This is a genomic window from Gluconacetobacter johannae (assembly GCF_014174305.1).
Lineage (GTDB): Bacteria > Pseudomonadota > Alphaproteobacteria > Acetobacterales > Acetobacteraceae > Gluconacetobacter > Gluconacetobacter johannae.
Genome location: NZ_JABEQH010000006.1, coordinates 1 through 23,461, shown reverse-complemented (window position 1 = coordinate 23,461; position 23,461 = coordinate 1). Strand labels below are relative to the sequence as shown.

The 23,461-nt window shown below is 68.6% G+C and carries 19 protein-coding genes; 12 read left to right on the top strand and 7 right to left on the bottom strand.

Going from position 1 to position 23,461, the window contains the following annotated elements:
• Window positions 1-58 precede the first annotated feature (58 nt).
• The 9 genes from rpsM (at window position 59) to HLH21_RS05275 (ending at window position 5,955) form a co-directional block, all read left to right on the top strand.
• Window positions 59-436, top strand: a complete 378-nt coding sequence (gene rpsM, locus HLH21_RS05315) for a 30S ribosomal protein S13 (protein ID WP_182942063.1) — start codon at window positions 59-61, stop codon at window positions 434-436.
• A 90-nt stretch (window positions 437-526) separates the two neighbouring features.
• Window positions 527-919: a 30S ribosomal protein S11 gene (gene rpsK / locus HLH21_RS05310; protein ID WP_012227919.1), complete on the top strand. Its 393-nt coding sequence runs from the start codon at window positions 527-529 to the stop codon at window positions 917-919.
• Window positions 920-1,039: 120 nt separating this feature from the next.
• On the top strand, window positions 1,040-2,059 hold the full coding sequence (locus HLH21_RS05305; RefSeq protein WP_182942061.1) for a DNA-directed RNA polymerase subunit alpha: 1,020 nt from the start codon (window positions 1,040-1,042) through the stop codon (window positions 2,057-2,059).
• 25 nt (window positions 2,060-2,084) lie between these two features.
• Window positions 2,085-2,510: a 50S ribosomal protein L17 gene (rplQ, locus tag HLH21_RS05300; RefSeq protein WP_182942059.1), complete on the top strand. Its 426-nt coding sequence runs from the start codon at window positions 2,085-2,087 to the stop codon at window positions 2,508-2,510.
• Between the two features lie 170 nt (window positions 2,511-2,680).
• Complete coding sequence (locus HLH21_RS05295; protein ID WP_182942057.1) at window positions 2,681-3,721, top strand: ABC transporter substrate-binding protein; 1,041 nt, start codon at window positions 2,681-2,683, stop codon at window positions 3,719-3,721.
• Window positions 3,718-4,488 (top strand): ABC transporter permease, encoded by a 771-nt coding sequence (locus HLH21_RS05290; protein ID WP_182942055.1) that lies wholly within the window; start codon window positions 3,718-3,720, stop codon window positions 4,486-4,488. Before HLH21_RS05295 ends, HLH21_RS05290 begins: the two co-directional genes overlap by 4 nt.
• Window positions 4,489-4,527: 39 nt before the next feature.
• On the top strand, window positions 4,528-5,298 hold the full coding sequence (locus tag HLH21_RS05285; RefSeq protein WP_182942335.1) for an ABC transporter ATP-binding protein: 771 nt from the start codon (window positions 4,528-4,530) through the stop codon (window positions 5,296-5,298).
• Window positions 5,299-5,434: 136 nt separating this feature from the next.
• Window positions 5,435-5,689, top strand: a complete 255-nt coding sequence (locus HLH21_RS05280) for a CsbD family protein (RefSeq protein WP_182942053.1) — start codon at window positions 5,435-5,437, stop codon at window positions 5,687-5,689.
• 92 nt (window positions 5,690-5,781) lie between these two features.
• On the top strand, window positions 5,782-5,955 hold the full coding sequence (locus HLH21_RS05275) for a DUF1328 domain-containing protein (RefSeq protein WP_182942051.1): 174 nt from the start codon (window positions 5,782-5,784) through the stop codon (window positions 5,953-5,955).
• A gap of 96 nt (window positions 5,956-6,051) precedes the next feature.
• Here HLH21_RS05275 and HLH21_RS05270 read toward each other — a convergent pair whose 3' ends face one another.
• The 4 genes from HLH21_RS05270 to HLH21_RS05255 are packed head-to-tail and all read right to left on the bottom strand — an operon-like array spanning window position 6,052 to window position 15,521.
• Window positions 6,052-7,650 (bottom strand): efflux transporter outer membrane subunit, encoded by a 1,599-nt coding sequence (locus HLH21_RS05270; protein WP_182942049.1) that lies wholly within the window; start codon window positions 7,648-7,650, stop codon window positions 6,052-6,054.
• A gap of 5 nt (window positions 7,651-7,655) precedes the next feature.
• The gene (locus tag HLH21_RS05265) at window positions 7,656-10,958 is read right to left on the bottom strand and encodes an efflux RND transporter permease subunit (protein ID WP_182942047.1); all 3,303 of its coding nucleotides are present in this window, start codon (window positions 10,956-10,958) and stop codon (window positions 7,656-7,658) included.
• Window positions 10,955-14,137, bottom strand: coding sequence for an efflux RND transporter permease subunit (locus HLH21_RS05260; protein ID WP_182942045.1), 3,183 nt, complete (start codon window positions 14,135-14,137; stop codon window positions 10,955-10,957). Before HLH21_RS05260 ends, HLH21_RS05265 begins: the two co-directional genes overlap by 4 nt.
• Before the next feature lie 46 nt (window positions 14,138-14,183).
• Window positions 14,184-15,521, bottom strand: a complete 1,338-nt coding sequence (locus HLH21_RS05255; protein WP_182942043.1) for an MdtA/MuxA family multidrug efflux RND transporter periplasmic adaptor subunit — start codon at window positions 15,519-15,521, stop codon at window positions 14,184-14,186.
• Between the two features lie 288 nt (window positions 15,522-15,809).
• On the opposite strand from HLH21_RS05255, the gene HLH21_RS05250 reads away from it, so the two are divergent.
• From HLH21_RS05250 to HLH21_RS05240, 3 genes are all read left to right on the top strand, one after another.
• On the top strand, window positions 15,810-16,118 hold the full coding sequence (locus HLH21_RS05250) for a CsbD family protein (protein WP_182942041.1): 309 nt from the start codon (window positions 15,810-15,812) through the stop codon (window positions 16,116-16,118).
• A gap of 172 nt (window positions 16,119-16,290) precedes the next feature.
• Window positions 16,291-16,938, top strand: a complete 648-nt coding sequence (locus HLH21_RS05245; RefSeq protein ID WP_182942039.1) for a ribonuclease HII — start codon at window positions 16,291-16,293, stop codon at window positions 16,936-16,938.
• 11 nt (window positions 16,939-16,949) lie between these two features.
• Window positions 16,950-18,026, top strand: a complete 1,077-nt coding sequence (locus HLH21_RS05240) for a site-specific DNA-methyltransferase (RefSeq protein ID WP_281375010.1) — start codon at window positions 16,950-16,952, stop codon at window positions 18,024-18,026.
• A 127-nt stretch (window positions 18,027-18,153) separates the two neighbouring features.
• Here HLH21_RS05240 and HLH21_RS05235 read toward each other — a convergent pair whose 3' ends face one another.
• From HLH21_RS05235 to HLH21_RS05225, 3 genes are all read right to left on the bottom strand, one after another.
• Window positions 18,154-18,768 (bottom strand): ankyrin repeat domain-containing protein, encoded by a 615-nt coding sequence (locus HLH21_RS05235; protein ID WP_182942037.1) that lies wholly within the window; start codon window positions 18,766-18,768, stop codon window positions 18,154-18,156.
• A gap of 166 nt (window positions 18,769-18,934) precedes the next feature.
• Window positions 18,935-21,094 (bottom strand): VWA domain-containing protein, encoded by a 2,160-nt coding sequence (locus HLH21_RS05230; protein WP_182942331.1) that lies wholly within the window; start codon window positions 21,092-21,094, stop codon window positions 18,935-18,937.
• A 2-nt stretch (window positions 21,095-21,096) separates the two neighbouring features.
• Window positions 21,097-23,461 (bottom strand): DUF4159 domain-containing protein (locus HLH21_RS05225; protein ID WP_182942036.1); only part of this gene is annotated, 2,365 nt, incomplete at its 5' end.

Below are 23,461 nucleotides of genomic sequence, written 5' to 3'. Positions count from 1 at the left end.
AGGCCCCGGCGACGATCTTTAGGGCCCGCAGGCGGCGGGTGGACGAGGAGTAAGTGGCGTGGCGCGTATTGCCGGCGTGAACATCCCTACCAACAAGCGGGTGACGATTGGCCTGCGTTATATCTATGGCATCGGCGAGACGAAGGCGGAGGAAATCTGCCGCCGCCTCGACATCCCGGCCGAGCGTCGGGTCAACGAGATGTCCGATGACGAGATCCTGAAGATCCGCGAGCTGATCGACAGCGAATACCGGGTCGAAGGCGACCTGCGTCGCGAAGTCGCGATGAACATCAAGCGTCTGATGGACCTGGGCTGCTACCGCGGCCTGCGCCATCGTCGTGGCCTGCCGGTTCGTGGCCAGCGCACGCACACCAATGCCCGCACCCGCAAGGGCAAGGCGGTTGCGATCGCCGGCAAGAAGAAGGCTACCCGCTAAGCGGCTTTCGCCGCATTCGCGGCCCGTATCGGGCGCCCTTCCGGCGCCGGGTGTGGGCCGCGTCTTTGAACAGACAGGACCAGGAAGACTATGGCGAAGGCTGCTGCTCCGCGTATTCGCAAGAAAGAGCGGAAGAACATTATCTCGGGGGTGGCGCATGTGCTGTCCACCTTCAACAACACGATGATCACGATCTCGGACGCGCAGGGCAATGCGATCGCGTGGTCTTCCGCTGGCGCGCAGGGCTTCAAGGGATCGCGCAAGTCGACCCCGTATGCGGCCCAGGTCGCCGCCGAGGACGCGGGCCGCAAGGCGCGCGAGCACGGGATGGAGACGCTGGAGATCGAAGTGTCGGGTCCGGGGTCGGGGCGCGAGAGCGCGCTGCGCGCCCTGCAGGCCGTCGGCTTCTCGATCACGTCGATTCGCGACATGACGCCGGTGCCGCACAACGGCTGCCGCCCGCGCAAGCGTCGCCGCGTCTGATCTCCGGGTCTGATTTCGTTTTCCGCCCGCGAGTTCGCGGGCGGGGTTGATTGTCATCCGGCGCCTGATTTTCCGGGCGCCATCTGCCTTTGTGCAGATCAGTTTTGAAAGGCCATCACCTTGGTCCTCCAGAAAAACTGGCAATCCCTGATCAAGCCGGAGAAGCTGGAAGTCGAGCCGGGCGGAGAGCCGTCGCGCACGGCCACCGTGGTGGCGGAGCCGCTGGAGCGCGGTTTCGGCATGACGCTCGGCAACGCGATCCGGCGGGTCCTGCTGTCGTCGCTGCAGGGCGCGGCGGTGACGGCCATCCAGATCGACGGCGTTCTGCATGAATTCTCGTCCGTCGCGGGTGTGCGCGAGGACGTCACGGATATCGTGCTGAACATCAAGCAGCTTGCCCTGCGTATGCATGGCGAGGGGCCGAAGCGCATGGTCCTGACGGCCACCGGGCCGGGCGAAGTGCGCGCCGGGCAGATCCAGACCGGTCACGATATCGAGGTGATGAACCCCGACCTCGTGATCTGCACCCTGGACGAGGGCGTGAAGTTCGGGATGGAATTCACGGTGAATCTGGGCAAGGGCTATGTCCCGGCGGCGGCGAACCGCCCCGAGGACGCGCCGATCGGCCTGATTCCCATCGACGCCATCTACTCTCCGGTGCGTCGCGTGTCCTACAAGGTCGAACCGACCCGCGTCGGGCAGGTGACCGACTATGACCGGCTGCTGCTGACGGTCGAGACCAACGGTGCGGTGACGCCCGAGGATTCGGTTGCCCTGGCGGCGCGGATCCTGCAGGACCAGCTGCAGCTGTTCATCAATTTCGACGAGCCGCGTCCGGTCCGCACCGAAGAGCCGCAGGACGATCTGCCGTTCAACCGGAACCTGCTGCGTAAGGTCGACGAACTTGAACTGTCGGTCCGCAGCGCGAACTGCCTGAAGAACGACAATATCGTCTATATCGGCGACCTGGTGCAGAAGACGGAGCAGGAGATGCTCCGCACTCCGAACTTCGGCCGGAAGTCGCTGAACGAGATCAAGGAAGTCCTCACCTCGATGGGGCTGTCCCTTGGTATGAATGTGCCGGCCTGGCCGCCGGAAAATATCGAAGACCTGGCCAAGAGGCTCGACGAGCCGTTCTGAACCGGAAAGACAGGAAGACCTCATCATGCGTCACGGTGTTGCCGGCCGGAAGCTCGGCGTTACCTCGTCCCATCGCCTCGCCATGTTTCGCAACATGGCGGTGGCCCTGATTAAGCACGAGCAGATCACGACGACCCTGCCCAAGGCGAAGGAACTTCGCCCGGTGGTGGAGAAGCTGATCTCGCTCGGCAAGCGGGGCGACCTGCATGCCCGCCGTCAGGCTTACGCGCAGCTCCGTGACGATGTGATCGTCTCCAAGCTGTTCTCGACCGTTGCGGAGCGGTACAAGACCCGCACCGGCGGCTATATCCGCGTCCTCAAGGCGGGCATCCGCCATGGCGATGCGGCCGACATGGCGGTGATCGAACTGGTCGATCGCGATGTCGCGGCCAAGGGCCAGGACAGCGGCCCGAAGCAGAACGTCGAGAGCGAAGACAGCCTCGCGGCCTGACATTTCCCTGCCCGCAGGGAATGATGAAGAACCCGGCCCTGGCGCCGGGTTTTTTATTGTCTTCGCGCCGGGGGGGGGAGCGACAATTGTGCCATCCACCGGGGTCGGTTGACTTTTGCGGCGCATAATATCACTACTCAAAATCGCAAATAAACGATTGTGGTGCTCGGATGATGAAATCCAGGTTTCTCCGCTTTGGGCTGTATCTGCTGGTCGGGCTGCTGGCGGCTATCGGCCCCGCATCGGCGGCGACGGTCATCAGGGTCGGCTATATTCCCGTGCTGGGATCGTCGGCGCTGTTTGTCCTGAATGGCGAGGGATGGGCGCGCGATGCCGGCCTCGACCTGCGTCTGGTGCGCTTCCAGTCCGGCCCGCAGGCGATCCAGGCCCTGGCGTCGGGCAAGATCGATGCCTATGTCGCCGGCGTGCTGCCGCTGCTGCTGGCCCGTGCCCATGGCGCGGATGTGAAGGTCGTGGCTGCCGGCGCGATCGAGGAACTGGAGGTCGTGGCCCGTGGGCAGCTTGCCACCGGGCTGGGGAACGGGGAGGCGGCCGGCCCGGCGGGCGATGCGTTGAAGCAGCGTTTCGATGCTTTCTCGCAGGCCACGGGGCGGAAGCCCAAGATTGCCGCGCAGCCGGTCGGCTCGGTTCCCGACACCCTGTTGCGCTACTGGCTGAAGCAGCGCAACGGTCTGGAGCCGGCCCAGGTGGCGGATATCGTCGGGATTGACATCGACGCGGCGCAGCAGGCCTTCCTGGCCGGCGCCGTCGATGCCGCCGTGCTGCGCGAACCTGCCTTGTCGGTGGTGCGGAACCGCCTGCCCGAATCCCGTGTGCTGGCCAACGGCCACGACATAATGCCGGATCAGCCGGGATCGGTCCTGGCGATCTATCATGGCGATGATCCCGACCGCGTGGCCTGGAAGGAAACGCTGATCGGCCTGTTCATCCGGGCGACCAACCTGCTGGCGTCCCATCCCGAGGATGCGGCTTCTTTCGTGCAGGACGCGCTGGGTGGCGGGATGCTGGACCGGGCGGTGATCCTGCAGGCGCTGAAATCCTCCGGCAGCCATTTCGTGTCCGACCCGTCGACGATCGTGGAGTCGGTGCGTCGCCTGCAGGCGTTCGAGGTCGCCAGCGGCACCTTGCGTAAGGCGGAGCCTGTGGAGGGCCTGTTCGACCTCGACAGCTATCGCCGCGCGCATCCATGAGGAGAGGCACCGGCCGCCGGTCGTGGCGTCGCCCGCTGCTGGGCGCGGTGGGGCTGGTTGCGATGTTCGGGCTCTGGGAGGCATCGGTCCGGATCGGGCTGGTGCCGTCCGGTCTGCTGCCGGCCCCCAGCGACCTGGTCCCCGCCTGGCTGGATGAGGTGCGAGGCGGCTTCTGGCAGGGTGCGATTCGCGACAGCATGACGCACTACCTGCTGGGGCTGGCGATCGGCTCGGTTCTGGGGGGGCTGGCCGGGTTGCTGTGCGGGGCCGTGCCTGTGCTCGATGCGCTGCTGTCCGGGGTGGTTCGGGTGTTGCGGCCGATTCCGGGCTTGGCCTGGGTGCCGTTCGCGATCCTGTGGTTCGGCCTGGATACCGCCGGGGCCACGTTCGTCATCGCGATTTCGGTGTTCTGGATCAATTTCTATGCGGCCCACGGCGCGGTGCAATCCATCGACCGGGACCTGTTCGAGGTCGCGGCGGCGTTCGGGCATGGCGGTTTCGGGGGGCGGCTGTTCAAGGTCGTTCTGCCGGCGGCCATGCCGGGGCTGATGGCCGGGCTGCGGACCGGTCTGGGCCAGGCCTGGATGTCGGTTGTGGCGGCCGAACTGTTCGGCGTGCCGGGAATCGGGGCGCGGATGATGCAGGCCTCAAGCCTGCTGGCCACCGACCTGGTGGTGATCTACATGCTGACGATGGCGCTGCTCTATGCACTGACCGATATGGCGTTCATGCTCGTGCGGAACCGGATTCTGGGCTGGCAGGGGTAGGACAGAGTGTCGAATGGGGAAGGGGTCGCATCTGACGTGATGGTGCGGCTGCGTAATGTCGGCCTGTCGCATGACGGGGCACGCAGCTTTATCCTGCGCGGCGTTGATCTGGAAATCCGGCGGGGCGAGTTCGTGGCGGTGCTGGGACCGTCGGGCGCGGGCAAGTCCACCCTGCTGCGGATCGCGATGAAGTTGATCGCCCCGACCGAGGGGGAGGTGACGCTTGCGCCGGCGGCGACGGCGCAGGGACGGCCGGCGGGACTGGTCTTCCAGGATGCCAAGCTGATGCCGTGGCGGACGGTGCAGCGGAATGTGGAACTGGGGCTGGAAGGGCTGGGCCTGGGGCGCGCCGCGCGTCATGCCCGTGCGCTGGACGCCCTGCGGCTGGTGGGGCTGGCCGAGCAGGCGGGCCGCTGGCCACGGCAGTTGTCGGGCGGCCAGCGGCAGCGTGTCGGCGTCGCCCGCGCCCTGACCGTGGAGCCCGCCCTGCTGCTGATGGACGAGCCGTTCGGCGCGCTGGATGCGATCACCCGCGCCGGCCTGCAGGAGGAACTGCTGCGGATCTGGGCGCAGACGCGCAAGACGGTCCTGTTCGTGACCCATGATATCGACGAGGCCATGATCCTGGCGGATCGGATCATCGTGCTGGCGGGTCATCCGGCTTCGGTCCGGGGGGATCTGGCGGTCGGGCCGAGGCCGCGCGACCGCGGCGCGCCGGCAATGCAGATCCTGGCCGAACGCCTGCGCGCGCTGATCGCGGGCGAGCCGGACCCGGCCGGGGCCGGATACTGGCGCGCCTCGGAGATCTGAAAGGCACCTCCCGCTCTGGCGAGACGCGCGTCGCCGAAGGTGGACAATCGCCGGCGCATCATCATGATTATCCCTATCGAACCCGCACTGGATCTTCCGGCCTGTCCGGTGGCCCGTGCGAACAAGGGAGGCATCAATGGTGGAGAGCGAAAATTTCGAGGCGAAGCTCGAGGACGGAATCGGGCGCGTGCAGGACGGGCTGGGTGGCCTGTTCGGCGACCCGGAGCTGCAACTGAAGGGCAAGGCGCGAATCGTCTGCGCCAAGTCGCGCCGTTGTTGCGCCGAGGTCGGCGACACGGTGCGCGACCTGACGGTGGATCAGCCCCTGCTGGCGCTGGCGGTGGCGTCCGTCATCGGGTTCCTGGCGGCGTTGCTCTGGTCCCGGCGCTGAGGCGAGCGCAACCCGGACCGTCGGAACATGAGGGGAACCCGACGGCGCGCGAGGACGTTTTATAGTCGGTTGGCGCGGATGGAGTATCGATCATGCTGAAGCTGGCATTGTTTTTTCTGGTGATCTCGATCATCGCCGGATTGTTCGGATTCACCGGGATCTCGGCGGCTTCGGCCGGTATCGCGAAGATCCTGTTTTTCATTTTCATCCTGGCCTTCGTGGTTTTCCTGCTGATCGCCTTGCTGACGGCGCGGACGATATTGTGACCGGGACCGGAACGGCCTGAACGAAAAAGGCCCCGGGGTAATCCTGCCCCGGGGCCTTTTTTCATGTACGACGCGGGTCCGCGCAGGGAGGCCAGCCTACTGGTTCTTGTCCTTCTGGATGAAGGACGGCAGGAGGGGATTGTCGGTCTGCAACGAGCCTTTGGAGGGCAGGCGCGCGGCGTTCCAGCCGCCGCCCAGCGCCTGGACCAGATAGACGCTGTCGACCATGCGCTGCTGCTGGATGCTCAGCGCGCTCTCGGCGTTGCCGAGGGCCGTCGTCTCGTTGGTGATGACGGTGGTGTAGATCTGCGTTCCCGCCAGATACTGGTTCATCGAGACCTGGACGGCCTGGTTGGCGTAGTCCAGCGCGATCTGCTGCTGCGCGGCCTGTTGGGCCAGGATACGCAGGTTGGACAGCTGGTCCTCGGTGCCTTGCAGGGCGGTGAGGACCGTCTGGCGATAGCTGGCGACGGCGCTGTCGTACTGGGCGTCGGCCGAATGGACGGCGGCGGTGCGCGACCCGCCGCTGAACAGGGTTTCGGTTGCCGATGCGCCGAGTGACCACACCCGGTTGGCGACGCTCATCAACGACGTCACGGGGTCGCCGCCGCTTTGGGAATAGCTGGCGTTTATCGTGACGTCGGGGAAGAACGCCGCGATGGCGGCGCCGATCTGCGCGTTGTACTGCTCCATCGCGCGTTCGGCGGCGGCGATGTCCGGCCGGCGTTGCAGCAGGTCGGCCGGCACGCCCACCGGAATGGCGGGGATGGTGCGCGTCAGCGCGCCGGGGGTGATGGTCAGGTCGGCGGGCGGACGGCCCATCAGGACCGCGATCGCATGTTCGTACTGCGCGCGCGCGATGCCGGCCTGGATCAGCGAGGCCCGGTTCTGTTCCAGCTGGGTCCGGGCCTGCATCACCGCCGTCGGGTCGGCCGTGCCGGCGTCGAACTGGTTCTGGGCGATCTGCAGGGCCTGGGTGTTGAACTGCACGTAGCGGCGCAGCAGGTCCTGCAGCGAATCCTGGTAGCGCAGGTTGAAATAGGCGACGGCAAGCTGGGTCTGGTAGGACAGGGTGGCGTTGGCCAGGTCGGCGGCGCTGGCCTGCGCCTGGGTCACCTGGCTTTGGATATTGCGGCGGATGCGGCCCCACAGGTCGAGATCCCAGCTGGCCTGCGGACCGATGTTGTAGGAATTGTAGACCGTGCCGGCGTTGGCAAAGCTGTTGCCGCTGGAGGACACGGACGAGCCGCCATGCCCGGCGCGGTTGAAGCCGATGCTGCCGCTGATGGTCGGGAACAACTGCGCGCGCACGCTGTTGATCAGGGCGCGGGCCTGGCGGTAGTTGGCCTCGTACATCCGGACGTTCTGGTTCGAGATCGCGACCTGGGATTCCAGCCTGTCGAGGATCGGATCGTCATAGATCGTCCACCATGCCTCCTTCGGCAGTTCCGCCAGGGCGGGACGGGCGCGCTCCCATCCCGGCGCCGGGGTCAGTTCCTTGAAGTGGGGCGAGGCGATGGCATCGGGGCGATGATAGGACGGCCCGACCATGCAGCCGGCCAGCGCCAGGGGCGCCAGCGCGGCGCCGAGGCCCAGGGAGAGGCGACGGGAGAGGCGGCGGGCGGTCCGGACATGACGGCGAAGGCTGCGCGCGGATGACGGGGACGGCGGGTGGGATGGCAGGGACAGCGTCATCCGGGTCAGGCATCCTGTTGGCTGAGGGGGCGTCGCCGGCCCATCAGGGCGGCGGTCGCGGAGTGGTATCGGGCCCGGCACCAGGCGCCGAAGCGGTCGAGATAGAGATAGACCACCGGGGTGGTGTAGAGCGTCAGCGCCTGGCTGACGAGCAGGCCGCCGACGATGGCGATGCCCAGCGGGCGGCGCAGTTCCGATCCGTAGCCGCTGCCATAGATCAGGGGCATCGCGCCCAGGGCGGCGGCGAGGCTGGTCATCATGATCGGGCGGAAGCGCAGGTGGCAGGCGGTGCGGATGGCGTCGTGGGGCGTCTGGCCGCCGCGTTCGGCCTCGATCGCGAAATCGACCAGCATGATCGCGTTCTTCTTCACGATGCCGATCAGCAGGATCACGCCGATCATGGCGATCAGCGAGAATTCCTCGCCCGCCAGGTCCAGCGCCAGCAGGGCGCCGACACCGGCCGAGGGCAGGGTGGACAGGATCGTCAGCGGATGGACGTAGCTTTCGTACAGGATGCCCAGCGTCATGTAGACCGCCGCCAGCGCCGCCAGGATCAGCAGCGGCTCGTTATTGACGGATTTCTGGAACTGCGCGGCATTGCCGGCGAAGCCGCCATGGATGGTCGGGGGCATGTGCAGGCGGACCATTTCGCTGTTCATGATCCGGACCGCCTGGTCCAGCGACACGCCGGTGGCCAGGTTGAACGAAACCGTCGTGGCCACCGACTGGCCCTGGTGATTGACGGACAGCGCGGTCAGCTGCGGCTGGGTGGTGGCGACGATGCCCAGCGGCACCATCGTCGCGGAATTGGTCGACACCGCCGAGCCGTTGGAGGCCGAGCTGCCCCCGGCGAGGCTGTTGGCGACCTGGTTGCGGAAGGACTGGGCGCTGAGGCTCGCGGCCGTGGTGGCGGTGGCCGTCGTCTTGACGCGGATGGTGTTCGACCGCGTGCCCCCCCCGGCGGTGCCGCCGGTGACGCTGACCCAGACCTGTTTCAGGCTGTTGGGGTCCTGCCAGAAGCGGGGTTCGACCTCCATCACCACGCGGTACTGGTTCAGCGCGTTATGGATGATCGACGCCGCGCGCTGCCCGTAGGCGTCGTAGAGCGTGTTGGAGACCAGCTGGGGCGTGATGTTCACCCGCGCCGAACTGTCGCGGTCCAGGGCGACGTTCAGCGCCGATCCGCCCTGCTGCACGTCCGAGGAGATGTCGGTCAGCTGCGGATGCTTCTGCAGCGCCGCGACCAGCTTGGGGGTCCAGTCGTACAGTTCGCTCGCCGAGTCGGCTTCCAGCGTGTACTGGTAGGACGCGTTGCTCTGCCGGCCGCCGACCCGGATCGCGCCGGGGGCCATGGCGAAGAACCGTGCGCCGACCATGCGGCGCAGGCGCCGGTCGATGCGCGCGATCGTCGTCGTGGTGGGATCGTCGCGGAGCGATTTGTCCTTCAGCACCACGAAGATGTTGGCCTGGTTCGACGACCCGCGTCCGCCCATGAACCCGGTCACGCTGGCCACGTCGCGGTCGGCCAGGACCGCGCGCTGCACCGTGTCGATCTTCTGGGTCATGGCCTGGAACGAGATGGACTGGTCGCCCTGCAGGTGCCCCATCAGCAGGCCGGTGTCGCTGTCGGGGAAGAAGCCCTTGGGCATGTGGACGAACAGGGCCACCATCAGGACGACGGTACAGGGCAGGGACAGCAGGACGATCCGCCGGTGGGCCAGCGCCCAGTCCAGCGAATGCCCGTACCCCGCCTGCATGGCGTGCAGCGCGCGTTCGACCCCGCGCGCGGCAGAATGCCATGGCCGGGCCGACCGGGCGGCGTCGCGCGCGGGTGTGCGGGCGCGCAGCAGCAGCGCCGCCATCATCGGGCTGAGTGTCAGTGACAGGACCATGGACACGATGATCGTCGTCGCCATCGTCATCGCGAATTCGTGGAACAGGCGGCCGGCCACCCCGCCCAGCAGCAGGATCGGCAGGAACACCGCGATCAGCGAGACCGAGATGGAGAAGACGGTGAACGCCACCTCCTGCGCGCCGCGCAGCGTGGCCTCCAGCCGGCCCATGCCGGATTCCAGATGGCGGCTGATATTCTCGATCACTACGATGGCGTCGTCGACCACGAAGCCGGTCGAGACGGTCAGCGCCATCAACGACAGATTGTCCAGCGAATAGCCCAGAAGCTGCATCGCCCCGAATGTCGCGATGATCGAGGTCGGCACGACCACGGCAGGGATCAGCGTCGTGCGGGCCGATTGCAGGAAGGCCAGGACCACCAGCACGACCAGGGCCACGGAAATGACCAGCGTATACTGCGTGTCCTGCAATGCCGCGCGGATGGTGACCGAGCGGTCCAGCACCGTGTGCAACTGGACGCTGGGCGGAAGGGCCGCGCGCAGGGCGGGGATTTCGGCGTTGATCTGGTCGATGGTGTGGATGACGTTCGCCCCGGCCTGGGCGAAGATGATCGCCAGCACGGCGGGCTGGCGGTTGAAATAGCCGGCGTTGCGGACGTCCTCGACCCCGTCATTGACGGTGGCGATGTCGGACAGGCGCACCGGACGGCTGTTGTGGTAGGCGATAATCAGGTCGCGATAGGCCTGCGCGCTGCGGGCCTGGTCGTTGGTGTCCAGCGTGAAGCGCTGGCCGTCCTGGTCGATGAAGCCCTTGGGCGTGTTGGCGTTGGCCGAGGCCAGGGCCGCGCGTACGTCCTCGAACCCGATGCCGAACTTGTAGAGCGGCAGCGGATTCATCTCGACCCGGACGGCGGGCAGGGAACTGCCGCCGACCTCGACCTGGCCGACGCCGCGGACCTGCGACAGATGCTGCTGCAGGACGTTGGTGGTCAGGTCATAAAGTTTCGGCATGGTGCTGGTGGCCGAGGTCAGCGCCAGGATCATGATCGGCGCGCCGTTGGGGTTCGCCTTGAAATAGCTGGGATTCTGGCGCAGTGAACTCGGCAGGTCGGCGCGGGCGGCCTGCAACGCGGCCTCGACATCGCGGGCGGCGCCGTTGATGTCGCGGGTCAGGGCGAATTGCAGGGTGATGCGGGCCTGGTTCTGCGTCGATTGCGACGTCATTTCCGTCAGGTCCGCGATCTGGCCCAGGTGGCGTTCCAGCGGCGCGGCCACCGAACTTGCGACCTCCTCGGGCGATCCGCCCGGTTGCCGGGCCTGGACCTGGATCACCGGGAAATCGACGTTCGGCAGGTCGGACACCGGCAGCGCGCGATAGCCGATGGTCCCCGCGATCAGCAGCGCCACGGTCAGCAGCGTGGTCGCCACCGGCCGCAGGACGAACAGGCGGATCATATGGCCGTCCCCGGCGCGGCGGCATCAGGGCTGCCGGTATCGGGGTTTCCGGCCGAGCCGAAGCGGCGGCGCAGGCGCAGGCTGATGCGGTCCATCAGCAGATAGATGACCGGGGTGGTGAACAGCGTCAGCAACTGGCTGACCAGCAGGCCGCCGACGATGGCGACCCCCAGCGGGCGGCGCAGTTCGGAGCCGGTGCCGCTGCCGATGACCATGGGCAGGGCCCCCAGCATCGCCGCCAGGGTCGTCATCAGGATGGGGCGGAAACGCAAGAGCGCCGCGTGATGGATGGCGTGGAGGGGTTCCATGCCCTCGACCCGCTCGGCCTCCAGCGCGAAGTCGATCATCATGATCGCGTTCTTCTTCACGATGCCGATCAGCAGCACCAGGCCGATGATGCCCATGACGTCCAGGCCAGCCCCGGTGAGCTGCAACGCCAGCAGCGCGCCGATGCCCGCGGACGGCAGGGTGGACAGGATGGTGATGGGGTGGATGAAGCTTTCGTACAGGATGCCCAGCACGATGTAGACGGCGACCAGCGCCGCCAGCACCAGCCACAGCTCGTTGCCCAGGCTGTTGCGGAACGCCGCCGCCGTGCCCTGGAACGAGGTCTGGAAGCTGGCCGGCAGGTGCATCGACTGCTCGACCCGGTCGATCGTGTCGGTGGCGGCGCCCAGCGAATAGCCCGGCGCCACGTTGAACGAGATGGTGGTGGCGGGAAACTGGCCCACATGGGTAATCAGCAGCGGCGCCGTGCTGTGCGTCAGGGTGGTGACGGCGCGCATCGGCACCAGGCCCGAGGTCGGCGACCGGGTCGGGCCGGACGTGCTGGCCCCGGCATTGCCGCTGATGCCCGGCAGGTAGAGCTTGCCGAGCGAGGCGAGGTCCTGCTGGAAGGCCGGATCGGCCTCCATGATGACGCGGTACTGGTTGGACTGCGTATAGATCGTCGAGATCTGGCGCTGCCCGAACGAATCATACAGCACGTTGTCGATGGTCTGCGGTGTGATCGAATAGCGGGCGCCGGTGGTGCGATCCAGGGTCACCTGCGCCACCAGCCCTTCGGCCTGGAGGTCCGAGGTCACGTCGGCCAGGGAGGGTTCGCGCTGCAGCGCCGCGACGAATTTGGGCACCCAGGTGCGGAACTGGTCGTAGTCCGGGTTTTCCAGCAGGAACTGGTACTGCGTGGCCGCGACGGTGGTGTCCAGCGACAGGTCCTGCACGGGCTGGAGGTAGAGGTGCGCGCCGGGGATGTCCGCGACCTCCTGCTGGATGCGGGCGGCGATCTGGCTTGCGGTCCCGGCGCGGTCGTCATGCGGGCGCAGGTTGATGAGGAACCGGCCCTGGTTGAGGGTCATGTTCTGCCCGTCGATGCCGACGAACGACGACAGGCTGACGACGTCGGGGTCCTTCAGGATGCGGTCGCCCAGCTGCTGCTGGCGGGCCTTCATCGCGTCGAACGATGTCGATTGCGCCATGACCGAGATCCCCTGGACCACGCCCGTGTCCTGCACGGGGAAGAAGCCCTTGGGAATGGACCAGGCCAGCACGCCGGTCAGGGCCAGCGTGCCGACGAACACCAGCAGCGTCAGGGGCTGGTGGCGCAGCACCACGGTCAGCGCCCGGCCGTAGGCGGCGATCACGGCCTCGGTCCAGCGCTCGACGGTGGCGGACCAGCCGCGGGCGTTTGGACCGTGCGGCCGTTCGCTGAGCAGCCGGGCGCACATCATCGGCACCAGGGTCAGCGACACGACGGCGGACAGGATGATCGTCACCGACAGGGTGATGGCGAATTCATGGAACAGGCGGCCGACCACGTCGCCCATGAACAGCAGCGGGATCAGCACCGCGATCAGCGAGACGGTCAGCGAGATGATGGTGAAGCCGATTTCGCCCGCGCCCTTGAGGGAGGCGGTCATGCGGTCGTCGCCCATCTCGATGTAGCGGGCGATGTTCTCGATCATGACGATGGCGTCGTCGACGACGAAGCCCGTCGCGATGGTCAGCGACATCAGCGACAAATTGTCCAGCGAGAAGCCCAGCATGTACATCGCCGCCAGGGTGCCGACCAGCGACAGCGGCACTGACAGGCTGGGGATGATGGTCGCGGGCACGTTGCGGAGGAAGACGAAGATGACCGCGACGACCAGCACCATCGCCAGCACCAGTTCGAATTCGACATCGGCGACCGAGGCGCGGATGGTCGTCGTACGGTCGGTCAGCGGCGTGATCGAGATGCCCGGCGGCAGGGCCTTCTGCAATTGCGGCAGGGCGTATTTGATGTTGTCCACGACCGCGATGACGTTGGCCCCGGGCTGGCGCTGCACGTTCAGGACCAGGGCGGGCGTGCGGTTCGCCCAGGCGGCGAGCTGCGTGTTCTCGGGCCCCTGCACGACGGTGGCGACGTCGCGGATGCGGATGGGGCCGCCGTTCTGATAGGCGATCACCTGGTTCATCAACTGCGCGACGCCGCCGATCTGTCCATCGACGCGCAGGGTGGAGGCGCGCTGCGCCCCGTCGAACGTGCCGGTGGGCGAGTTGACGTTGACGTTGGTGATGGTCGTACGCAGCGTATCGAGATCGACGCCGAACGAGGTCAGCTTGGGCACGTTGACGCGGACGCGGATCGCCTTGCGGTTGCCGCCCGACAGCGTGACCAGCCCGACGCCCGAGATCTGGCTGATCTTCTGCGCCAGGCGGGTATCGACGTAATCCTCGACCTCGGTCAGCGGCAGGGTGCGCGAGGTGATGCCCAGGGTCAGCACCGGCGTGTCGGCCGGATTGACCTTGGCATAGATCGGCGGCGCGGGCAGGTCGGTGGGCAGCAGCGAGGCCGCCTGGTTGATCGCGGCCTGGACCTCCTGCTCGGCCACGTCCATCGACATCGTCAGGCCGAAGCGCAGGGTGACGACCGAGGCCCCCCCTGACGATTGCGACGTCATCTGGTCCAGGCCGGGCATCTGGCCGAACTGGGTTTCCAGCGGCGCCGTGATCGACGTCGCCATGACGTCAGGCCCCGCGCCGGGGTAGAAGGTCTGGACGGTGATGGTCGGGTAATCGACCTGCGGCAGGGCCGAGACCGGCAGGAAATGATAGCCCAGCAGCCCCGCCAGCATGATGGCGAGCATCAGCAGCGTGGTGGCGACCGGGCGTTCGATGAACAGGCGGGACGGATTCACGCACGGGTCTCCGGCATGGGAAAACGGGTCGGGCGGCGGGCGAGACTCACGGCTGGCCCTGGCCTGATCCGCCTGAACCGCCCGGGGACGCCGGCGCGCCGTTGGCGCCCGACTGGCCCTGACGGCGTCGCGGATGCGTGTCCGTCGTCTCGGGCGCGGCGCCGTCGGGCGTGGCGGCGGGGACGGTCACCTTCGACCCGGCATGCAGGCGGTCGGTGCCGTCGGTCACCACCGACTCGCCGGCCTTCAGGCCGCTGGTCACGACCACGACGTCGCCATGGGAATGGCCGGTCTTGACGTCGCGGACCTCGACCGTGTCGTCGGGCTTGACGACGTAGGTGAAGGGACCGTTCGGCCCGGTCTGGATGGCGTTCGCCGGCACCAGCAGCACGTTGTGTTCGGTGTTCACCAGCAGATGCGCGTTGACGAACTGGTTGGGGAACAGGGTTTCGTCCTGGTTGGGGAAGATCGAGCGCATGCGTACGGTGCCCGTCGAGGTGTCGATCTGGCTGTCCAGCACGCTGACGGCGCCGTCGGCGATCTTGCGGGTGTTCGTGCTGTCCCAGGCCTCGACAGGCAGGGCGACGCCGGTACGCAGCCGCTCGGCCACGGGGCCGAGTTCGGTTTCCGGCAGGGTGAAGATGACGGAAATCGGCTGCATCTGCGTCAGGATGACCAGGCCGTTGGTCTGCCCGGCGGTCACGTAATTGCCCATGTCGACCTGGCGGATGCCGACGCGGCCATCGACCGGGGCGATGATGTGGCAATAGGTGATCTGCAGCTTCTCGTTGTCGACCAGCGCCTGGTCCTGTTTGACCGTGCCTTCCAGCTGGGCGACCTTGTACTGCTGGTCCACGGCGGTCATGGCGGCGACGCTGTTCTGGCGGATCAGCTTCTGGTAGCGGGCATTGTCGATCCGTGCCTGGTCAAGCTGGGCCTGGTCGGCGGCCAGCTGGCCCTTGTACTGCGCCAGAAGCACCTCGTACGGCCGCGTGTCGATCAGCGCCAGCAGGTCGCCCTGCCGGACGTGCTGGCCCTCGGTGAACAGCACCTTCATCAGGTAGCCGTCGACGCGGGTCTGCACCGTCACGTTGGTGATCGGGACCACGGTGCCCAGTTCGGTCAGTTCGATCGGCATGTCGCCCGCGCGGACCGTGGCCACGGCGACGGGCTGCACGTCCAGCGCCGCGTGGCGGCCGCTGCTTCTCCGGCCACTTTCGCCATGCGGGCGCAGGAAGGCCGCCGCCACCACGCCGGCCACGACCAGCGCCGTGCCCCACAGCAGATACCGGTGACGCGACCCGCTCCGGCGTCCGGCTGCCCGTTCCTCTCCGGGCGCTTCCTGGGCGGGCGGGTCGGGCGGGGCCAGTGTCGGTTTGTCCATCTTAGTCAGGTCTTCCTCGTCCATCTGTGACGTCGGGCGTCGTGCCGCAGTGTTAGCACCTGTGCGGGCAAATGATGTTAAATCCATCGTATAGTCGGTATAAAAATGTAACAGTTCCGCCCGTGCGCCATGATGCTGGCATGCGCCGCCCCGGCGGGGAATACGCCCTGTCACGGATGGCGGAATTGCGGCTGTCGCGATAGCGTTCGTGGCGGAGACGCCACAGGAACCGTCGGCGATCCGTGTCGTTTTGTCCCAAGCGGCATCGTCCCGACAGAGGAGGGAACCATGACAGAACTCAAGAACGACGCTTTCGTCGAGAAGGCCAAGGGCGCGGTCGAGGAAGGCGCCGGCCGCCTGAAGGACGCCGCCGGCGGGCTGACCGGCGACCTGGGCATGCAGGCCGAAGGCAAGGTGGACCAACTGGCCGGCATGGCGCGGCAGGAGTTCGCCGAATTGTACGAGGAAGGCGAAAGCAGGCTGGAGAAGGCGGTGCTGTTCGTCCAGGACCGTCCGCTGATGTCCGTGGGAATCGCCGCGTTCGTCGGCATGCTGCTGGGGCTGATCCTGCTTCCCCGCCGCAAAGCCAAGGGCTGATCCACGCCGCCGAGTCGCACACGGCACGGTTTTTTTCTGTTTGAAAGGACTCGGCGAAGAATCAGCATCTTGCACAACACGGCGTAAAAATGGTTTCCATCCATTCATGACGTGATTCGGCGAGCGAATCGGGCGACAGGCGCACGATTCGCCCCGGTTCGGGATGGGGTGGATGCCGGATTACACGCGCGAGGCGCAGCATGGCGGTCGGGTCGCCGGGGTGGATGAAGTCGGACGCGGTCCGCTGGCCGGGCCGGTGGTCGCGGCGGCGGTGCTGTTCGGCGCGGGTGTGCCGCGGAAGCTGGCCGCCCAGTTGGACGATTCCAAGAAGCTGACGGCGGCGGCGCGGGAACGCGCCTATGTGGCCCTGCACGCCGCGCGTGGCGTGCAGATCGCGGTGGGCGCCGCGTCGGTGGCCGAAATCGCCCGCATCAACATCCTTCAGGCCGCCTTCCTGGCCATGCGGCGGGCGGTGTTGCGCCTGCCCGTCATGCCGGAGCTGGTCCTGGTGGATGGGAACGCCGCGCCCGATTTCGGCTGCCCCGCGCAGTGCGTGGTGGGCGGCGATGGGGAAAGCCTGTCGATCGCAGCGGCGTCGATCGTGGCCAAGGTGGTGCGCGACCGGCTGATGCTGCGTCTGGCGCGGCGCTGGCCCGCCTACGGATGGGACAGCAATGCCGGATACGCCACCGTACAGCATCGCGACGCGCTGTGCCGGGCAGGGATATCGCCCCATCATCGCGGCGGTTTCGGTCTGGTGCGCCAGCTCTCTCTGGAACTGGTTTCCGACGGCGATCCGCTGATGCGGGTGGCGTCATGAGCTGCGCGGTGATGATGGAACTCCCCCTCGACCAGATCCTGCGCGGCGAATGCGTCGAGGTCATGCAGACATTGCCGGACGGCTCGATCGACTGCATCTTCGCCGATCCGCCATACAACCTGCAGTTGCGGGGGGAACTGCGGCGGCCCGACGACAGCGTCGTGGACGGCGTGGACGACGATTGGGACAAATTCTCGGACCTTGCCGAATATGACCGCTTCACCCGCGCCTGGCTGGGCGAGGCGCGGCGGCTGCTGCGTAAGGACGGGACGATCTGGGTGATCGGGTCCTATCACAACATCTTCCGCATCGGCGCCATTCTGCAGGATCTGGGATTCTGGATCCTGAACGACGTGATCTGGCGCAAATCCAACCCGATGCCGAATTTCCGGGGGCGGCGCTTCACCAACGCGCACGAGACCCTGATCTGGGCGGCGCGCGGGCCGGACAGCCGCTATCGCTTCAATTACCAGGCCATGAAGGCGTTGAACGACGACGTGCAGATGCGCTCGGACTGGTACCTGCCGCTATGCACCGGGGGGGAGCGCCTGCGGAACGCGCACGGGCTGAAGCTGCATCCGACGCAGAAGCCCGAGAGCCTGCTGCATCGGGTCCTGATCGCATCAACCAACGTGGACGATATCGTCCTGGACCCGTTCGCGGGGACCGGAACGACCACGGCGATGGCCCGGCGGCTGCGCCGGCGTTATATCGGGATCGAGCGTCATCCCGATTACGCCGAGGCCGCGATCGGGCGTGCCCGGCGCGAACGCCCGGTGCCGCTGGACAGCGTGCTGACCACCCCCGCCCGGCGCGAAACCCCGCGCATTCCCTTCGGTAGCCTGGTCGAGCGCGGCATCCTGCCGGCGGGAACCATCGTCACCGACCGGCAGAAGCGCGTGTCCGCCACCGTGGCGCCCGACGGGACGCTGGTCAGCGGGACGCAGCGCGGGTCGATTCACAAGCTGGGGGCGCTGCTGACCAACGCGCCATCGTGCAATGGCTGGACCTTCTGGCATTTCGATCGTGACGGGACGATGACGCCGCTGGACACGTTGCGGACCGAGGAAATCGCCCAGGGCGCATGAAGGAAGGTCGGGCTCTGCTCGAACCCGGCAAGGGCCGAGGCCCTTGCATCCCATTCATTCATGAAGTCCTGGGTTTTCAAAGGGCAATGCCCTTTGGTAGGTCAAGGGTAACCGCCCTTGCCTTCGGTCAGCTGCCGCCGAAGCCCAGGAAGCCGACTTCGGGCCGCGCCGTGCCCCCGCCCTGGTCGTAGCGCCGGTCGGCGGCCATGACGACGCCCCGGCCGCCCCGGTTGTTGCCGTTGATGGTGATATGGCCGTTGCCGCCGCGCATGGAGATGCCGGAATTGGTGGTCGAGGCGACGGCCATGTGATCGTCGGACAGGGTGCGCATCGACAGCAGCAGGAAGGTGATGTCGTTGCGGTTCAGGTCGATGGCCATGTCCAGCGGCGTCTGGCCCAGGACGTTGTGGCCTTCCATGTCGGCGCCCCGGTTCAGGGCTTCCTTCGCCGCGCCGAGGCTGCCGCGATTGATCGCGTCGAACAGGGATTGGGTCGGGTTCAGGTCGGTGTTGGCGTGGCCGCCGACGTCCTCGTTGGAGACCGCGCCGGGCAGCGCGGCCGGGGGGGCGGCGGCGCGGGCGGCGCGCCGGGCCTCGGCCTGCTTGGCGGCGTCGGCCGCGTCGGCCTCGGCCTGTGCGTCATCCGCATCCTGGGCATGGGCCATGTGCAGGGGGGCGATCATGACCGCGCTGCCGCTGAGCAGGGCGAGGAACAGAAGGCGGATACCGGTTCTGACAATCATTTCTCGTCTCGGTGACAGGGGTCGAATCCGGCCCGTCGGGACGCAGATGTCCGGCGGAAACGGGCCGGGTTGGCCACCGGACGCGGATCCGGCCCTCTTTTCATAATCCAGATCGGCATGCGACGCGATGGAAATCGCATGCCGGCCTTGTGATCGCGGCCTGGCGTCACGCCCGGCCTTCGCGCCACCAGGCCAGCAGCAGGGCCAAACCGGCACCCAGCAGCACCGCCCAGCCGGGCAGCAGGGGCCGGGCGCTGCGTCCGGTCACGATCCGGGCGTCGCGGTGCGGAAAGCCGATCCAGCCCGGACCGGACAACGTGCCCGATGCGGCCAGGCGCAGGTCGGGTGCGGCGGGGTGCGCCGGGTCATCGCCCAGCCAGCGCACCGCGCCGCCGGTCTGCGTGGCCAGGGGGGCCAGCAGGGTGGCGGTGGCGCGCAAATCGGCGAATTCCTGCGGGTCGGTCGTGGCCGGGGCGGCGAAGGCGCGGTGCGTGCCGTCGTCGGCGGTCCAGATCCCCGGCAGGGTCGCGGGCAGCGTGGCCTCGGACAGGCCGGTGCCCGAGGCGCGCAGGGGGATGGATTGCGTGGAACCGTCCGGCGCGGTGACGGTGACTGCGCGCGGGCCGGCGGGGGCCGCGGTGCGGTGGACGACCTGCATCCGGCCGTCCGCGATGGTGGCCGTAAGCTGTTCCTCCTCCAGCTCCGGCTCCTTCATCAGCCAGTGCGAGATCCGGCGCAGCAGTTCCGATTGCGGGCCGCCGCCGCCCTCGCCATGCGACCAGAGCCAGATCTGGTCGGACAGCAGCATGGCGACGCGCCCGCGCTCCACCCGGTCCAGCACCAGCAGGGGGGTATGGTCGGGACCGTCCATCAGGACCTGGCCGTGGGCCGAATCGGCCTTCAGCGTGCGGTACCATGGCCCCCAGTCCGCACCTTGTCCGTCCGCACCCTGTCCGTCCAGGCCCGCGCCGGGCAGGCTGGCGGTCACGGGATGGCGGCGTCCGCCGTCGGTCAGGGCGGGACGGAAGCGCTGTTCCAGCAGGCCGCCCTCGACGGGCACGTGGGCGGGCAGGATCTCGCCCACGGGCGTGTCCTGCAGCGAGCCGGGGCCGAGGAATTCCGGCCCGCCGATCAGCAGCAGGCCGCCGCCGTCGCGCACGTAGTTGGCGATGTTGTCCAGATAGGCGCGCGGCAGGATGGCCCGGTTCTCGAACCCGTCCAGGATGATGAGGTCGAACTGTCCGATCTTCTGCTGGAACAGTTCGCGCACCGGGAAGGCGATCAGCGCGAGGTCGGACAGCGGCGTGCCGTCGTCCTTGTCGGGCGGGCGCAGGATGGTGAAATGCACCAGGTCCACCGACGGATCGGCCTTCAGCAGGCGGCGCCAGACCCGTTCGCCCTGGTTGGGGGTGCCCGACACCAGCAGCACCCGCAGCCGGTCCCGCACGCCGTTGATCCGCACGACGTCCTGGTTGTTCGCGGTCGAGACCTCGCCGGGCAGCGTCGAGGCCGCCAGCCCGACCAGCAGCGGCCCCGGCCGGGTGACCGGCAGCGTGATGTCCTGCGGCACGCCGGTGCGGACCACCTCGTGCAACGGGGCCTCGCCGCCGCGCGACAGGGTCAGCGTGGCGTGGCCGTCGCTGTCCGGGTGGGGGCCCAGGTCGTCGATTTCCACCCGCACGGTCGCGTTCTGGCCGACGATGGCATAGGGCGGAGCCTGAAGGACGCGCAGGCGCCGGTCGGTCTCCTCGCCCCGCCCGGTCAGCAGCACATGCAGCGGCAGGGTCGTGCGGCGTCCGTCGGCGTCGGCGGGGCGCAGATGGTCCGGGATGGTGGCCGGGACGTCGTGGTCCTGCCCGTCGGTCACCAGCACCGCCCCGGCAAGGCGCGCCGGCGGGATGTCGGCGGCCGCCTGGTCCAGGGCGGCGAACAGGCGGGTGCCGTCGCCGTGCCCGTCGCGCACCGTGACCGTGCGGACGGTCAGGCCGGGAACCCGCGCCGCCGCCTGCCGCATCGCCTCGGCTGCCTGGCGGGCCGTGGCCGCGCGTTGCCCGATGGACATCGATGGCGACTGGTCGACCACCAGCAGGGCGGTCTGCGGCAGGGGCTGGCCGGTTTCGCGGATCCGTTCCGGCCCCGCCAGCCACAGCAGCAGCAGCAGCGCCGCCGCCAGCCGCCACAGCGTGCCCCGCGCCCGGCGCGCCAGCCCCGCGATGGCGGCGGCGACGGCCAGGGCGGCCAGGACGTACAGCACCGGCATCGGCACCAGGGGCGCCCATCCCATCATGTGGCCCATCAGGTGGCGTATCATCGGCAGGCCGGGCATCGTCATTCCCCCAGCCGCTTCAGCAGGGCGGGGACATGGACCTGATCCGCCTTGTAATTGCCCGTCAGGGCATAGAGCACGGCGTTCACGCCGAAGCGATAGGCCGTCGTGCGCTGCGTGTCGCCGTCGGGCGTGGTGGCGTAGGGGGTGTCGCCCTGGGCATCCACCGCCCAGGCATGCGCCCAGTCGCTGGCGCCGATGATGACCGGGCTGACCCCGTCATTCGCGCTGTCGCCTTCGCGCGACACCCAGACCGGCAGGCCGCCGTACCGGCCGGGGAAATCGTGCAGCAGGTAGAAGGTGTGGGCCAGCACGTGATGGTCGTCCAGCCGGGTCAGGGGCGGGATATCCAGCCCCTGGGTCATGCGGCGCAGGGCCGCCGCCGTGCCGGGGGCGGGGGCCGCGAAACCGGCGCCGGCCGCGCCCGGCGCGACGGTGGCGGGGTCCACGCCCTGGCTGTCGATCATCAGGATGCCGCCGTGCTGCATGTAGGCGTTCAGCGCGGCGGCCCGCGCCGGATTGACCGTCGCGTCGGGCGTCACCGGCCAGTAGAGCATGGGATAGTACGACAGATCGTCGCGTTCCGGCACGACGCCGTCGGGATGGCCCAGCACGGCCGAGGTCCGGGCGTTGGCGTAGTTCGACAGGCCCTGCAACCCTTCGCGCGAGACCGTGTCCACGTCGTCGTGCCCGGTCAGGATATAGCCCAGCCGGGTTTCCAGCGCCGCGCCCGGCACCGGCGCCCCGCGATCGGGATCGGTCGCGGCCGACAGCGGCCCCGGCAGCGCCGCCATCCCGCACAGCAGCACCAGCAGCAGGCCGCCCCCCAGCCTTTTTCCGCCCAGCCGCCCGCCACGCAGCAGCAGGCTGACCATCGCATCGACGACCAGCAGCAGCAGGGCCGCCGCCACCAGCCACGGGCCGGGCGCGATATCGTGGACCTGCCCGTCGAGATCCGCGACCTGGCCGATGGCGGCCTGCGCCGCGAGCGGCCCCGCCGCATCGCCCACATTCAGCGCGCGCCGCGCGGTGCGCGGGCCATACAACCCGGCCGGATGCGCCGCCGAGGCCGGGGTGGCGCCGAACGCGTCGGCGGGCAGGGCGCGGGCGCCCGGCGGGGGCGGGACCAGGATCGCGTCGCTGTCCAGCGTCATGTAGGGGGCCAGCAGGCTGTGATCCGCCGGGGCCTCGACCCCCGTGGCGCGCTCGGCCAGTCGCCGCAGCATGGCGACGAACAGGCCGGAGAGCGGCAGGTTGGACCAGTCCGCCGTGCCGGTGACGTGGAACAGCACGATCTCGCCCGACCCCAGCGCGGCATGGGTGACCAGCGGCGTGCCGTCCGCCAGGCGCGCCCAGCTATGGTCGTCCAGGTCGGTGGCCGGGCGGGCCAGGACCTGGCGCGAGATGGTCACGTCGGCGGGCACCGCCAGCCCATGGAACGGCGAGGCCGCCGCGAACGGGGCCAGGGGTTGCGGCTTGCCCCACGACATGGCCCCGCCGAGCTGGCGTTCGCCCTCCATCAGCGGGACGGGCAGAAGCGTGTCTTCGAGCTGAGCGGCCGCGGGGGCGGGCGGCGGAGCGTTCGGCGGCGTGTCCGGGGCCTGGGCATCGGTCGGCGTGTCCGGCGCGGTCGCGCGGTTCAGCAGCGGGCCGGCGAAGCGGACCAGCATGCCGCCCTTGCGGACCCACGCGGCCACGGCGCGCCGGGTTTCGGGGTCGCCCAGCGCGCCGTCCGGGGCGATCAGCACCGAAAGCGGACGCGCCAGAAGGGTCGCGACCCGGCCTTCGCGGATCTCGGCGGTGGGCGACAGCGCGCGGCGCAGGTAGAAAAGCGGACCGACCAGCGGCGTATCCGTGCCCCCCACGGACACCAGCCCGACCGGCCGCCTGCGGTCGCCTTCGTCCAGCAGGCGGACCCCGGCCGGGCCGCTCATGTCCTCCAGCACCAGCCGGTCGATCCGGTTACGCAGTTCGGCGGGCATCGCCACCGAGGCGTCGGCATGGTCGTCGCCTGCCGGCAGCGGGACGGGAACCAGCCCCAGGACCCCGCCATCGGCGGTTTCGGCGCGGACGGTCATGCGGCGCGGATGCGGGGACGGCACGGCCGCGACCGCGACGGCCAGCGCCCCATCGGCAGGCGGCGCGGGGCGCAGCACGGCGAGGGTGGGCGTTGGCGCACGCAGGGTACGCACCGGCCCGATGGCGGCCAGCGCGGTGGCGAACGCGCCATCGGACGGGCCGGCCAGGCCGTCCGAGACATAGACCACCGGGCCATGCCAGCCCGTGGCGGCCAGGTCGCGCAGCGCCTGGGCGGCGGCGGCGCGGTCGGTCGGCCAGGGGCGGGCGCGCGCCGTGTCCAGCGCGCCG

Bases quoted from the DNA above. Each gene is read 5' to 3' on its own strand.
- rpsK (WP_012227919.1), top strand. From the start codon at position 527: ATGGCGAAGGCTGCTGCTCCGCGTATTCGCAAGAAAGAGCGGAAGAAC.
- rplQ (WP_182942059.1), top strand. From the start codon at position 2,085: ATGCGTCACGGTGTTGCCGGCCGGAAGCTCGGCGTTACCTCGTCCCAT.
- HLH21_RS05295 (WP_182942057.1), top strand. From the start codon at position 2,681: ATGATGAAATCCAGGTTTCTCCGCTTTGGGCTGTATCTGCTGGTCGGG.
- HLH21_RS05290 (WP_182942055.1), top strand. From the start codon at position 3,718: ATGAGGAGAGGCACCGGCCGCCGGTCGTGGCGTCGCCCGCTGCTGGGC.
- HLH21_RS05285 (WP_182942335.1), top strand. From the start codon at position 4,528: ATGGTGCGGCTGCGTAATGTCGGCCTGTCGCATGACGGGGCACGCAGC.
- HLH21_RS05280 (WP_182942053.1), top strand. From the start codon at position 5,435: ATGGTGGAGAGCGAAAATTTCGAGGCGAAGCTCGAGGACGGAATCGGG.
- HLH21_RS05275 (WP_182942051.1), top strand. From the start codon at position 5,782: ATGCTGAAGCTGGCATTGTTTTTTCTGGTGATCTCGATCATCGCCGGA.
- HLH21_RS05270 (WP_182942049.1), bottom strand. From the start codon at position 7,650: ATGACGCTGTCCCTGCCATCCCACCCGCCGTCCCCGTCATCCGCGCGC.
- HLH21_RS05265 (WP_182942047.1), bottom strand. From the start codon at position 10,958: ATGATCCGCCTGTTCGTCCTGCGGCCGGTGGCGACCACGCTGCTGACC.
- HLH21_RS05255 (WP_182942043.1), bottom strand. From the start codon at position 15,521: ATGGACAAACCGACACTGGCCCCGCCCGACCCGCCCGCCCAGGAAGCG.
- HLH21_RS05250 (WP_182942041.1), top strand. From the start codon at position 15,810: ATGACAGAACTCAAGAACGACGCTTTCGTCGAGAAGGCCAAGGGCGCG.
- HLH21_RS05245 (WP_182942039.1), top strand. From the start codon at position 16,291: ATGCCGGATTACACGCGCGAGGCGCAGCATGGCGGTCGGGTCGCCGGG.
- HLH21_RS05240 (WP_281375010.1), top strand. From the start codon at position 16,950: ATGATGGAACTCCCCCTCGACCAGATCCTGCGCGGCGAATGCGTCGAG.
- HLH21_RS05235 (WP_182942037.1), bottom strand. From the start codon at position 18,768: ATGATTGTCAGAACCGGTATCCGCCTTCTGTTCCTCGCCCTGCTCAGC.
- HLH21_RS05230 (WP_182942331.1), bottom strand. From the start codon at position 21,094: ATGCCCGGCCTGCCGATGATACGCCACCTGATGGGCCACATGATGGGA.